The organism is Streptomyces sp. NPDC002088, assembly GCF_040296605.1.
GTDB lineage: Bacteria > Actinomycetota > Actinomycetes > Streptomycetales > Streptomycetaceae > Streptomyces.
This window is the reverse complement of record NZ_JBEOXO010000028.1, coordinates 49,107-61,486: the sequence shown is the minus strand read 5'-3', so window position 1 is coordinate 61,486 and position 12,380 is coordinate 49,107. Positions and strand designations below refer to the sequence as shown.

Below are 12,380 nucleotides of genomic sequence, written 5' to 3'. Positions count from 1 at the left end.
GCCTCAGGTGTGCTCATGCTTCAGGGTCCTGGAGGACACCCACACCTTGTCCGGGCGCCGCAGAAACGACCCGGCCCTGACCGTGCGCCGGATCCTGGTCCACTCCACCGCTGTCGCGGCCGGGCAGCAGGCCGCCCGGGACAAACGCCTGGTCAAGGCCGGCGAGGACCTCGACAAGCTCGCCGCCGCCGCGGGCGGCCGAGGACCTCACGGGCATGTTGTCGTTCCTCGTCTCCGACGATGCCGCGTTCGTCACCGGTCAGACGCTCTTCGTCGACGGCGGGCTCGTCCGGTCATGAACACGGCAGAGGGGACGACCTCAGCCGCCGGTGCCGCCGCGGTGGCCACCGCGCTGGTCGAGGCCGCACACGTACTGGCCGGCCTCGGGCTGGTCACGGCGTTCGGGCATGTGTCGGTGCGCCACGACGGGTACATGCTCATCACTCCGCCGAAGGAGCTGGACCTGGTCGTCCCGGGAGAGCTGGTCGAGATCCCGCTGACAGCCGACACCCTGCCCACCGGGGCGCCGCCCGAAGCCTGGGGGCACCTGGCGGTGTACCGCGCGCGGCCCGACGTCACCGCGATCGCGCGGGCCCAGCCCGAAGCCGTCCTCGCCGCCGGTGCCGTCACCGACCGGATCTCTCCCCTGCACGGCCAGGCCGCGTGGCTGGGCGCCTCGATCCCGGTGCACGACGATGCCCACCTGCTGCGCTCCGCCGAGCGCGGCGAGCGTGCGGCCCGCACGCTCGGTGAGTCCGACGCACTCGTCCTGCGCGGCAACGGGGGCATCACCACGGGCACCTCCCCCGGGCATGCCGTGACCCGCATGTGGCTGCTGGACGCCGCTTGCCGGGTGCACCTCGCGGCGCACGGTGCCGGTCCGGTGACGACGCTGAGCCCTGAGGAGATCGCGGCGTGGCGCACGGCCGCCCCGTCGCTGCTGGAGCGGTTGTGGGTACACCTGCGACGCACCGCTGGGACGGCGTGATCCCGACCCTCTGGCAGTCATTCATCAGTGCATGTCCCGAGGGAGGAAGCACCATGGAAACCACCTTGCGTGCGGGGCAACGGCTCGCCGATACGTGCCTGATCCAGCGGCCCGGAACCGGGCCCGACATCGCCGCCCTCGCGCTGTACCTCGCCTCCGACGAATCAAGCCGGGTGACGGGACAGAACATCTCCGTCGAGGCGGCTGGACCGCGGGCTACCGCTGATCCGCGGCATCCGCTCACGGCGAGGCCCTCTGCGGCAGGTCCTCGGTCGTACGGAGCATTCCATTGGCTGACCAATACAATGGTGGGTGAAATGACTCCCTGGCTGGACTGCCAGGGACGTGACCTATCCGCCAGGAGGATCGACAGCCATGCCGCGGAAATCCGATTCGATGGAGGAGAGGGAAGATACGGTACCGACCGTCGCCAACGCTCCGATGAGCGAGGCCCTCTTCCGTGCGGCCCGTGTGCACCGGATCCTGGCCGGCAGTCTGCTGCGCGACACCGGCCTGTATCCGGGCCAGGAACTGCTGATGATGCAGCTGTGGGAACGCGGCGAGCAGCGCCAGGCGGACCTGATCAAGACGCTGGGCCTGGACCCGTCGACCGTCACCAAGATGCTCCAGCGCCTGGAACAGTCCGGCTTCGTCACCCGCAAACCCTCCCCGAACGACCGCCGGGCCGTCGTCGTGAGCGCCACCCGCGCGGGCCAGGCCCTGCGTAACCAGGTCAGGCAGGCGTGGTGCGCCCTGGAAGAGGCCACCGCGGTCGGCTTCACCGAGGAGGAGTACCGCCAGGCCATGCAGGTGCTGACCCGGATTGAAGCGAATCTCACGACTCCGTCACCCGCCGCCGGCGCCGCCGACACCACCGGTCGCACCTCCACCGCCTGACGCCGGATCGGCGGCTTCGAGGCCGACGCCCCGGCGCGGCGGTGGCCTTGAGGCCGACGCCCCTGGCGCGCCTGTCGTTGATCACCCCCGCCGGTAGGCGACGTACCGGCGATCCGGTCCGATGGCGGGGGAGGGGTGCTGTGCCGGCCGGTCCGGTTCATACCAGGCTTCCGCCCGCCACCAGGGTGCTCGGTTGTATGCCTGTGCGGCGCCACTGATGTCGCGCTTTGGCGGTCGCGGCACTCCTTGCTGCCCTCCACCGGCTGTCCGCCCTGGACCTGAGTCAGGCCGACGTCGAACCCGGAATGGTTTCCTTGGCCAACCAATGTATAGTCGCAAGGGATTAGTTGGTCGACCACATGTCTAAGTTGAGGTCATCAGTGCCGACTACCTGACCACCGTGCTCGCGACACCCGCGGCACCGTGCGCCGCGTTGCCGAGGGCGGTGCGGCGTCACCACTCCATAAAGAGAGGGAAGCACTCAAACATGGCTGGACAGAAGACAGGTCGGCTCGCTGGCAAGCGTGTTCTCATCACGGGCACGGGCGGCGGTCAGGGCGAGATCGCCCAGCGTATCTTCGCTGCCGAAGGAGCCACCGTCATCGGCTGTGACCTCAGGCCGGGTGGAGCCGAAGGCACCGCCGAGGAACTGCGCTCGCAGGGCTATGACGTCCAAGGCTTCACGGTGAACCTGACGGATCCCGATGAGGCGGGGGCCTGGGTGCGTGACGGTGCCGCGAGTATGGGCGGCCTCGACGTTCTGTACAACAACGCCGCCGGGTTCGGGTTCGCGCCGTTCGACAAGATGGACTTCACGCTCTGGCGGCACGTCATGAACGTCGAACTCGACCTGGTCTTCCACACCACCAACGTCGCATGGCCCCTGCTGCAGGACGGTGGCGGCTCTCTGATCAACATCGGCTCGTACTCCGCTCTGCTGGGCATCCAGCCCCTCAGCCAGGTCGCGCACGCCGCGGCCAAGGGGGGTGTCATCGCCATGACCCGTGCGCTCGCGGCGGAGGGCGCGGCCTACGGGATCCGTGCGAACTCCATCTCGCCCGGGTTCATCAGTACCCCGGCGACCGACAAGGCCGTTGACGCGGAGGGCAAGGCGTTCCAGCTCAGTCACGCGCTGATCCAGCGGGCCGGCACGGGGCGGGACGTCGCTCTCATGGCTCTCTACCTCGCCTCGGACGAATCGTCCTGGGTGACTGGTCAGAACTTCAGCGTCGACGGCGGCGCGACCGCGGGCTGGCGTGACGACGCGGAGACCGCGCGCCTCGCCGCCAAGGCGACCACCGCATAGCAAGCACGTCCTTCTGCGGCACCGGTGGAATCCCGGGTGCCGCACGAGGCCCGCTACCGGGATTCATTCGCAGTGCACCGGCCTTCAGGTCGGTGGTGAAGCGAATCTCGTAGCGGCGACGCGAAGCGTCGCGGTGGCGTTCCGGCGGAGCCGGACAATGCCGCCCGCAGGAGACGGCGAAGGCTCGTACGGATGTTCCCCGTAGCGATCGTGTGGGGTGGATTCCTACGGTCAGCGGCATGCAGCTCCGGTACGCCTTCAGGTTGTACCCGCAGCCCGGTCAACAGGGTGCGCTGGCCAGGGCGTTCGGGTGCGCGCGGGTCGTGTTCAACGACGCCGTACGCGCCCGCCGCGACGCCCGTGCGGCGAAGGAGCCCTACCCGACCTTCAAGACCCTGTCCCGTTCCCTGATCACACGGGGCAGGCACCACCGGGACCGGTACTGGCTGGGGGAGGTCTGTGCCGTCGTCCTGCAACAGGCCCTGCGCGACGCCGACACCGCCTACGGCAACTTCTTCGCCTCCCTCAAGGGCGAACGCCAAGGCCCACCCATGGGCGAGCCGCGGTACCGGTCGCGGAAGGATTCCCGGCAGGCGATCCGGTTCACCGCGAACGCCCGCTGGAAGATCACCGAGACGGGGCGGCTGCGCCTGTCGAAGATCGGCGAGGTGCGGGTGAAGTGGTCGCGCCCGCTGCCGGCGGTGCCGTCCTCGGTCACCGTCGTCAAGGACTCCTCGGGGCGGTACTTCGCCAGCTTCGTCATCGCCACCGACCCCGACTCCGACGCCACCACCCTGCCCCACACCGCACCCGACTCCAGCGTCGGAATCGACCTCGGCCTCACCCACTTCGCGGTCCTGGACGACGGCACGAAGATCGATTCCCCGCGGTTCTTGCGCCGCGCGGCGGGCCGGGCCGTGCAGGGTCCTGACCCGGATCGAAGCGAATCTCACGACCGCGCCCCCGTCGGCAGGTGGCCTACCGGCGATCCGTGCCTGGCGGGGGAGGGGCGTGGGTGTACCCGTCAAGCTGATTTCCTTGGTCGGCCAATGTATAGTGGTGCGGAATTGATTGGTCGACCACATTCTGGAGGTTTCTGTGACCACCTCATTCGATCCGCTCAACCTCGCCGGCGCGACGCTGAACAACCGCATCGTGATGTCGCCGATGACGCGCAGCCGTGCCTACGGCCCCGACCAGACGCCGACCGAGGCGACGGCGGTCTATTACTCCCAGCGCGCGTCGGCGGGCCTGATCATCTCCGAGGGCATCCAGCCCAGCGTGGTGGGGCAGGGCTACCCCAACACCCCCGGCCTGCACAGCTCCGCCCAGGTGGAGGCCTGGCGCCGGGTGACCGACGCCGTGCACGAGCAGGGCGGCGTGATCTTCGCCCAGCTCATGCACACCGGCCGCATCGGCCACCCCAGCCTGCTGCCCGACGGCCTGAGCTCCGTGGCTCCCTCGGCGGTGGCCGCGGACACCAAGGTCTTCACCGCCGAGGGCCTGCAGCCCTGCGTCACCCCGAAGGAACTCACGCCGGCCGAGATCGAGCAGACGATCGCCGACTTCGTCTCCGCCGCCCGCAACGCGATCGCCGCGGGCTTCGACGGCGTCGAGATCCACGGCGCCAACGGCTACCTGATCCAGCAGTTCCTCTCGGACAACGCCAACCTCCGTACGGACGAGTGGGGCGGCACGACCCAGGGCCGTATCCGCTTCGGCGTGGAGGTGGCCAAGGCGGTGACCGACGCGATCGGTTCCCACCGTGTCGGCTTCCGCATCTCGCCCGGAAACCCCTTCAACGACATCGTCGAAAGCGACCTGTCGGGCCTCTACGGCGAACTGCTGACGGCGCTCTCCCCCCTCGGTCTGGCCTACGTCCACCTCATGGAGGGCCCGGACCGCGAGCTGACCCTCCAGCTGCGCAAGCAGTGGCAGGGCACGTTCATCCTGAACCCCTTCACCCACCCGAACCCCACCGGCCTGGATGCGCTGAGCCTGGTCGAGGACGGCACCACCGATGCGGTGTCGTTCGGCGCGCTCTTCATCTCCAACCCGGACCTCCCGCTCCGGCTCCAGCAGGGCGGTCCGTTCACGACGCCCGACCCCGCGACGTTCTACGGCGGCGACGAGCGCGGCTACACGGACTACCCGACCCTCGGCTAGTCGCCGCGCGTAGTCGCCGCGCGCCGGACCCGGAGCGCGATCCGGACCGTTCAGCGCAATGACCCCAACGGTTCCGAGGCGGTACGGCCGAGATATGGCCGTATCACCTCGAGCCGCCACGGAGCGGGCGCACAGGCGTCCGCTCCGCCCTCCCCCCGCGCATTCCCCCCACACCAGACGGAGTGGAACCTTCATGGAGAAGCTCACTGGCAAAGTAGCCCTCGTCACCGGAGCCGGTCGTGGCATCGGCAAAGCCGTCGCCGAGCGCCTCGCGCAGGACGGAGCGACGGTCGCGATCAACTACCGCAGCAGCGCGGCAGGCGCCGAACAACTGGTCGCGGAGTTCGAGAAGAGCGGCACCGACGTGATCGCTCCAGGCGGACGTCTCCGACCCGGAGCAGGTCGGACGCCTCGTCGACCAGGTCGTCGAGCGCTACGGCAAGCTGGACATCCTGGTGAGCAACGCCGGGATCGAACGCTTCGGCCGCCTCGACGAGATCACGCCGGAGAACTTCGACCGGGTCTTCTCCGCCAACACCCGCGGCCGGCTCTTCGCCGTCCAGCATGCGGCTCGGCATCTCCCCGACGGCGGGCGTATCGTGTCCGCCGCCTGCCGTGCGCATCCGTACGGCGTCAGGATGCGCGGCCGGCCGATGACGGTCGCCTCGGCCCGCGGACTCCTCATGGCGTGCTGTCGTCCACAGCTGAGGGATTCAGCGACGCCAACAGTTTCAGCAGCAGCGAGTGGGCCTGCTCCTGCTCCGTCGGCGTCAGCGCCTGCAGAGCTTCGGCGTGGGTGGCGTCCACCGCTTTTCTTGCCTCCGTTGCGAGCCGCAGGCCGGCCTCCGTGGCGTGCAGTCGATGCGTGCGTCTGTCGCCGGGGGTGGTCCGACGCTCCAGGAGCCCCCGCTCGACCAGCCCGTTGACCGCGGTTCCCATGGACTGCGGGGTGATCGCCGCCCTGCGCGCGGCGGTCGCACTGGAGACACCCGGATCGAGGATGGCCTGTGCCAGGGCGCTGTTCTGGGCGAGGGTCAGCTGGAAGGGGCGCAGTGTGCGCTCGATCCGGGTCGCCATGATCTGGCCGATCTGCCAGGCGACATAGCCGGTGCGCCGGTCGGGATGGTTCATGGAGCGGACCTCGTTTGTAAGGCAACTGATTATGATGTACAAATACTATCAGTTGCCTTCTATTCTAGGAAACGCTTCGATGCCCCAGCGAGTCGCCACCCGACAGCCCCACAAACACGCCCTGGACGTGGCCCATGCACTTCCGCGCCCCGGAACCCCACGCGCCGTCCTGCTCCCCGTAGCGGTCGTCCTGCTGATCGGTACCGTGTTCGTGAGTGTCTATCTCGCCGCCTTCCACGCGCCGCGCCCTCATGAGCTCCGTGTGGGCACGACGGAGATCGGCACGCAGCAGGCGCACCTGCGCCAAGACCTCGCCCGCGCCATTCCGGGTGGCTTCACCCTCGAGACCTACCCTGACAAAGCCGCCGCCCGGCAGGCCGTCCAGGACAGGTCCGTGTACGCGGCCTACCTCGGCAAGGGGAACCTGCTCTACGGCAGCGCCAACGGAGCCGCCGTCACCGCGACCGTGACCACCGCTTTCGGCTCCGTGGCGCACGCGGAGCACCATGACCTCTCCGTCGAGGACGTGGCCCCGGCGGCGGCGGGGGACACCCGGGGTCTCTCCGTGTTCTACGCGGCGTTCGGCCTGGTGCTGGCCGGATACCTGTTCGGCATGACGACCTACCAGCTCGCACCCCGGCTCCAATACCGCTGGCGCATGGCCAGCCTGGCCCTGTTCGGCATCGTGGGCGGCATCCTGGTCACCACCATCGCGGGAAGTGCCGGTTTCGGCGCGCTGCCCGGTCCCTTCCTGCCCCTCGCCGTCGTCGTCGCGCTGATGGGCGCCGCGGTCGGCGCCACGACCATGGTGCTGCTGCGGCTGTTCGGCCCCGCGGGCGTCAGCCTCGCCTCGATCCTCCTGCTGATCCTCGGCAACAGCAGCAGCGGCGGGATCATGCCGGCGGCCTACCTTCCGGCCTGGCTGCGCCCGCTGTCCGAGATCCTGCCGGTCGGTGTGGGTGTCCGCGCGATGCAGGGGCTGTCCCGGTTCCAGGACGACGGTCTGTCCCGCGCCTTGGTGATCCTCCCGCTGTGGGTGCTCGGCGCCGCCCTGGTGCTCTACCTGAAGGACGTGTTCCGGCGTGAGACTCCGAGCGGCGCGGTGGAGAACCGGGAGGCTCCGAGCGGCGCGGCGGAGACGGTCGAGCCGAAGCCTGCGGTGGTCTGACGTAGGCATACCAGGCGGGCGGTCGAGTTCGGCTCGCCCGCGGATCGTGGCCGCGTACTGCTCTCACCCGAGGTCCCAGGCCGTGCCCGACATCGCCGGAGTCGCCTCAGCGGGTGTCGTAGCGTCGGCGGGATTCCTCGATCTCGTCGTTGTGGTCAGTCGCTCACCGCACGAACGCGGAGAAGGTCTCGCGGAGACCTTCTTCCAGCGGGGTCAGCTCGTACTCCACACGCAGCGGAACCGCAGGGTAGACGGTCCTGGTGAGCAGCCCGTCGCGTTCCAGATGGCGCAGGGTGAGGGTCAGCATCCGCTGGGAGATGCCGGGGACCTGATCCCGCAGGGTGCTGTACCGCAGGGGGCCGGCCGCGAGGATGCCGATCACCAGCACGGACCACTTGTCGCCGACCCGGTCGAGGGTCTCGCGGATACCGGCGCCATTGTCCGGCCATCCCGCACACGGGTGTGGTGGGGCGAACTTGGGGGTGTCGTGGCTCTCGCCGGTGTTGCTAGTGGGCCTCGCCATCGCCCGCCGCTTCGGCGCGGCCGGCCATTCGGTCGCCCTGATCTCCCGCAACCAGGCCAAGCTGGAGGCCCTCGCCGCATCCCTCTCCGAGGAGGGCCTCACCGCCCGTGCCTACCCGGCCGACGTCACCGACGCCAAGGCGCTCACCGGCGCGCTGGATGCGGCTGCCGAGGAATTTGGGCGGATCGGGATCCTCTCCTTCAGCCCGGCCCCCACTTTCCCCAGCACGGCCGGAGAGGTACCCGACCTCAAGGCGATGGGGTTCACCTCCGCGGCAGAGACCACCCCGGAGTCCGTACGGCCCCTGTTCGACATGCTTGTCGGTGGCGCCCTCAACGCGGCCGCCGCCGTCCTGCCGGGCATGCGCGAAGCCGGTGACGGCGCACTGCTGTTCACCACTGGGGCGACTGCCCTCGCCCCCATTCCCGGGATGGCCAACTCCGGCATTGCGCAGTCCGGCCTGCGCTCCTGGGCCCGCTCCCTGCACGACGACCTCGCCGGAGAAGGCGTCTACGTGGGGCACCTGTCCATCGGCCTCCCCATCATCCCCGGCTCGGGCGCCGGCGACCCCGCCGCTATCGCGGACCGCTGGTCAGCTCGCCCAGACCCGCGACTCCTTCGAGACCACCATCGGTTTCTGATCTCACCGCTCGGCCCGGCCGCACAGGCGGCGACCACCGCGCGGCCCCTCCTCCGTGGAGTCCGCTCGCAGTTCAGGTACTTGGTGGGTAGGGAGATCAATTGAGCAGGAGTGGGGTTAGCCCTGAGCAGCGGGTGGCCGTTTTCAAGGTTCTGTCAGCGATCTCGTGAATGCCGCGGTCAGAGGGCTGCGCCGACGGGAATGCCTTGGTCATGGGGGACGTCTACTTATCGGCCGAGGGCTTGCTCTTTCCTGGGACTACTGGTGTACGGGTCGAGCGCGTGGAGGCACTCGCGAACGGAACGCTGGTCCATCTGTCCAGCACACGCTCATCGAGAACGTGCCCGGACTGCGGTATCCCGTCACGTCGGGTGCACAGCCGCTACGGTCGGCAGTTGGACGACCGGCCCATAGCCGGCAGAGCCTTGCTCCTCCGTCTGACCGTGCGCCGGTTCTTCTGCGATACCCCAACGTGCCTCCGCAGGACGTTCGTTGAGCAGATCGACGGGTGTGAGCGAGCCCTATCAGCGAGCCAGCTCCAGCCTGCGTTTCGTGCTGCGCTCCGTCGCGGCTGACCTGGGCGGAAGGCCCGGAGCACGGCTGTGCCGGAAACTCGCCGTACCCGCAGGGCGGATGCGGCTACTCGGACACCTGACCGCTCCGGCGGTGCCGGACCGGGCCCCGCGCGTGCTCGGAGTGGACGAGTTCGCTTTCCGCCGCGGCCGTCGCTACGGAACGATCCTCGTCGACGTCGAAACCCACCAGCTCGTCGACGTCCTGCCGGACCGGAGTTCCGAGACTCTGGCCGGATGGCTCCGTGACCATGCCGGTGCCGAGGTCGTGTGCCGTGACCGGGCCAGCGCCTACACCCGCGCAGTCAAGGAGGCCGCCCCTGACGCCACTGAGGTGGCTGATCGCTGGCACCTGCTGCGCAACCTGTCGGTTGCTGTCGAACGGGTCTGCCATGATCACCGTGCCTGCCTGCGGAAATACGCTGAACACCAACAGCAGGCCCCGCCGCGGCAGCCCGCCTTGGAGCTTGTGCCCAGCACACTGGTCGTGGACCGGGTCCGACGCCGGCACGAAGTGATCAACCACATGATCGAGACTGGCTACCCGATCAGTGAGATCGCCCGCCGCCTCGGCCTCGACCGCAAAACCGTCCGCCGCTACCGCGACACCGACTTTGACGTTCTGCTCGCCTCAGCCCGCGATCGCAGGAATGTGCCCCTCGACCGTTTCAAGCCCTACCTCCAGACGCAGTTCGCCGCCGGCCACACCAACGCCAGAGAGTTGTACGACCAGATCTGCGAACGCGGGTTCTCCGGTGGCTACTCGACGCTCTCTCGCTACGTGCGAACCCTGCGCGAAGGCACCGCGGTCCCGGCCCCCGCACCGATCCCGAGCCCGCGCACCATCAGCGGATGGATCATGCGGCCACGCGAGAAGCTCTCGCTTGATCATGTCGCTGAGCTGGAACGCGTCCGGCTGGCCTGCCCGGATGTGACGGAAGCATGCAACCTCGCCCGTGCCTTCACCGACCTGGTCCGAAACCGCCGCGGCCATCTCCTCACCGAGTGGATCCGGCAGGGCGAACGATGCGGCCAGCCGTCGATCCGGTCCTTCGCCGGCTTCCTCCGCCAGGACCTCGACGCCGTCACCGCCGCACTCACCCTTGCATACAGCTCGGGCGTGGTCGAAGGGCATGTCTGCAGGGTCAAGCTCCTCAAGAGAAGCATGTACGGTCGCGCGTCCTTCTCGCTCTTGCGAGCCCGCATCCTGGCGCGGCCCTGACCTTGGCTGTTTTCGGCGGGGTGAATGAGAGCCAGCGAGGCGGTGAGCTCGGGAGCCATTAGTGATCTTGTGAACACGGATCGAGCGTTCTTGCCCGGAGAGCTGGCGAGCGCCTGTTGCTTCACTCTGTTGAGCGACCCACAGTTCGGGACGGGGAAAGGGCGCCGCCTGGGTGCTGTCAGGGCAGTTCGGAGATGTTGGTGCCGGGGGGTAGCAGGAGCCCCTCGGGCGCTGTTGGCAGGCCGAAGCGCGGGGGGTGAGTGAACGTCGCGGTACGGGAAAGATCAACGGTGCCGCCGGTGAAGCGGGCGGGCGGGACTGTAACGTGGAGGCTCTGCAGGCGGTGCTCACCGAAGCCCACGATGGTGCCGGTGAAGCTGGAGCCGGCGAAGTCGACGAGACCGCCGGAGAACTCCGCATCCTCGAAGCGGATCTCTCCGGCGCTGAAGGCGGCATCGCGGAAGTTCACACGGGCGCCAGTGAAACGGGCACTGTCGAAGGTGACCCAGCCGCCACTGAAGACGGCCCGGTCGAAGCGGACGGAGCCGCTGCGGAACTCGGCGAGGCGGAAGTAGACGCAACTCCCGTCGGCGAATTCGACCTCGTCGAAGACTACCTGTTCTCGATCGTGGCCAGCGAAGAGCGCCTTGACGAAGATGATGTCGGCGCCGGTGAAGCGGGCGCCGCGGAAGGACGCATCGTCGAGGACGGCTCCGGTGAAGTCGAGGTCGTACCCCTGCCAGGATTCGGGGGAATCATCTCGCAGATGGGCGGCGATGAGCCGAAGGACGGTCTTGCGTATCTCACGTTCGCCTTGCCAGGCGACGAAGGCCGACTCGTCGGCCGGAGGATCGGGCGCATAGGGCATCCTCAGGTAGCCGCACAGCACGTCGATACAGGTCTGACGCTCCTGGCGCCACTCGTCGGCGAGCCGGGCCATGGCATACGCACCCGCCATCCGGGCCGCTGGTTGATCCGCCCCGAGCTGATCGGCTGCGGCCCCGAACCGGTCGGTGAAGGACCTGCCGTGCTCACGCTCCTCACGCACCTCATTGAGGTGCTGGCGCCGGTAGCCGACGACCAGAGCCACCACACCGCCAGCTCCGGCAACGATCGCCAATGCAATCTTGATGCCGTCGTAAATATCTCCGGGCTTGAGTGGTCCGGCTACGTGCAGCCGAGGCGTACCCAGAAGCAGCCAGAGCGCGGCTGCGACGATGCCGACTGTGAAGGCGGAAAGCAACAGCACAACAGCAACATGCAGGCTCAGCGACCACCGCATCACGCTTCGAGGATCTGGACCTGAACGCTCGCCCCTGGCCGCCATGCCATCAGCCTAGGACCGGCCTCAAGATCAAGTAATGGCGTCCGATTGAATTTCCGCCAGAGCGACCAGTCCGCCCAGTTGCCCCTGAGGCCCCCGACGAACAGTCGCTCGGCTTTGACGGTCATTCAACTCAACGTGTGTGGCGACCAGAAGCCGGCCACGACCTCTGGCGGGAGGCTTGAGCGTCGAGGAGTGGCTCTCAATCACGCCGCCCTGATGGCTCCGAATCATCCTGCCGAAAACACCTTGGCATTCACGAGATCGCTGACAGAACCGTTTTCAACGAGCGTCATCACCACGGGAGTCGGAGCCCTCTACGCCGTCCAGACGCTTACCTTGAACGTGAGCGGTGGGCCACCCCGGATCGGAAACAGGCACTGACCGGTCCCGCGCGCATGCGAACCCTCGTGGGCGGGTGGTTCGTCGGCGAGATGCCTGGT

13 protein-coding genes and 3 pseudogenes are annotated in these 12,380 nt (G+C 68.5%); 12 read left to right on the top strand and 4 right to left on the bottom strand.

Features of this window, described 5'->3' with window-relative positions; genetic code table 11:
* Positions 1-13: 13 nt before the first annotated feature.
* Positions 14-217 (bottom strand): hypothetical protein, encoded by a 204-nt coding sequence (locus ABT114_RS40470; protein ID WP_351149336.1) that lies wholly within the window; start codon positions 215-217, stop codon positions 14-16.
* On the opposite strand from ABT114_RS40470, the gene ABT114_RS40465 reads away from it, so the two are divergent.
* From ABT114_RS40465 to ABT114_RS40430, 8 genes and pseudogenes are all read left to right on the top strand, one after another.
* A complete protein-coding gene (locus ABT114_RS40465; protein ID WP_351149477.1) occupies positions 216-299 on the top strand; it encodes a hypothetical protein in 84 nt (27 codons plus the stop codon). The two genes, ABT114_RS40470 and ABT114_RS40465, sit on opposite strands and share 2 nt — an antisense overlap.
* Complete coding sequence (locus ABT114_RS40460; RefSeq protein ID WP_351149333.1) at positions 296-988, top strand: class II aldolase/adducin family protein; 693 nt, start codon at positions 296-298, stop codon at positions 986-988. The genes ABT114_RS40465 and ABT114_RS40460 overlap by 4 nt, the downstream gene beginning before the upstream one ends.
* Positions 989-1,429: 441 nt before the next feature.
* On the top strand, positions 1,430-1,885 hold the full coding sequence (locus tag ABT114_RS40455; RefSeq protein WP_351149330.1) for a MarR family winged helix-turn-helix transcriptional regulator: 456 nt from the start codon (positions 1,430-1,432) through the stop codon (positions 1,883-1,885).
* Between the two features lie 487 nt (positions 1,886-2,372).
* Complete coding sequence (locus tag ABT114_RS40450) at positions 2,373-3,191, top strand: SDR family NAD(P)-dependent oxidoreductase (protein ID WP_351149327.1); 819 nt, start codon at positions 2,373-2,375, stop codon at positions 3,189-3,191.
* A gap of 239 nt (positions 3,192-3,430) precedes the next feature.
* Positions 3,431-4,045, top strand: a pseudogene (locus tag ABT114_RS40445) (RNA-guided endonuclease InsQ/TnpB family protein); the annotation flags it as partial.
* A 244-nt stretch (positions 4,046-4,289) separates the two neighbouring features.
* Entirely contained in the window at positions 4,290-5,357 is a 1,068-nt protein-coding gene (locus ABT114_RS40440; protein ID WP_351149325.1) for an alkene reductase, read from the top strand.
* A gap of 58 nt (positions 5,358-5,415) precedes the next feature.
* Positions 5,416-5,667 (top strand): annotated as a pseudogene (locus tag ABT114_RS40435) (SDR family NAD(P)-dependent oxidoreductase); the annotation flags it as partial.
* A 121-nt stretch (positions 5,668-5,788) separates the two neighbouring features.
* Positions 5,789-5,941, top strand: a pseudogene (locus ABT114_RS40430) (SDR family NAD(P)-dependent oxidoreductase); the annotation flags it as partial.
* Between the two features lie 97 nt (positions 5,942-6,038).
* Here ABT114_RS40430 and ABT114_RS40425 read toward each other — a convergent pair.
* Positions 6,039-6,488, bottom strand: coding sequence for a MarR family winged helix-turn-helix transcriptional regulator (locus ABT114_RS40425; protein WP_351149322.1), 450 nt, complete (start codon positions 6,486-6,488; stop codon positions 6,039-6,041).
* 79 nt (positions 6,489-6,567) lie between these two features.
* On the opposite strand from ABT114_RS40425, the gene ABT114_RS40420 reads away from it, so the two are divergent.
* Positions 6,568-7,656 (top strand): ABC transporter permease, encoded by a 1,089-nt coding sequence (locus ABT114_RS40420; RefSeq protein WP_351149319.1) that lies wholly within the window; start codon positions 6,568-6,570, stop codon positions 7,654-7,656.
* Between the two features lie 163 nt (positions 7,657-7,819).
* Here the strand turns inward: ABT114_RS40420 and ABT114_RS40415 are convergent, their stop codons facing one another.
* Positions 7,820-8,179 (bottom strand): winged helix-turn-helix transcriptional regulator, encoded by a 360-nt coding sequence (locus ABT114_RS40415; RefSeq protein ID WP_351149317.1) that lies wholly within the window; start codon positions 8,177-8,179, stop codon positions 7,820-7,822.
* Here ABT114_RS40415 and ABT114_RS40410 point away from each other — a divergent pair.
* The 3 genes from ABT114_RS40410 to ABT114_RS40400 all read left to right on the top strand — a co-directional run bounded on the left by ABT114_RS40410 (position 8,166) and on the right by ABT114_RS40400 (position 10,613).
* Complete coding sequence (locus tag ABT114_RS40410) at positions 8,166-8,924, top strand: SDR family NAD(P)-dependent oxidoreductase (RefSeq protein ID WP_351149314.1); 759 nt, start codon at positions 8,166-8,168, stop codon at positions 8,922-8,924. The genes ABT114_RS40415 and ABT114_RS40410 overlap by 14 nt on opposite strands.
* 65 nt (positions 8,925-8,989) lie before the next feature.
* The gene (locus tag ABT114_RS40405) at positions 8,990-9,394 is read left to right on the top strand and encodes a transposase family protein (protein WP_351149312.1); all 405 of its coding nucleotides are present in this window, start codon (positions 8,990-8,992) and stop codon (positions 9,392-9,394) included.
* On the top strand, positions 9,312-10,613 hold the full coding sequence (locus ABT114_RS40400; RefSeq protein WP_351149309.1) for an ISL3 family transposase: 1,302 nt from the start codon (positions 9,312-9,314) through the stop codon (positions 10,611-10,613). Before ABT114_RS40405 ends, ABT114_RS40400 begins: the two co-directional genes overlap by 83 nt.
* Before the next feature lie 178 nt (positions 10,614-10,791).
* On the opposite strand, the gene ABT114_RS40395 is transcribed toward ABT114_RS40400, so the two are convergent.
* Complete coding sequence (locus tag ABT114_RS40395) at positions 10,792-11,940, bottom strand: pentapeptide repeat-containing protein (protein ID WP_351149306.1); 1,149 nt, start codon at positions 11,938-11,940, stop codon at positions 10,792-10,794.
* Positions 11,941-12,380: the final 440 nt, after the last annotated feature.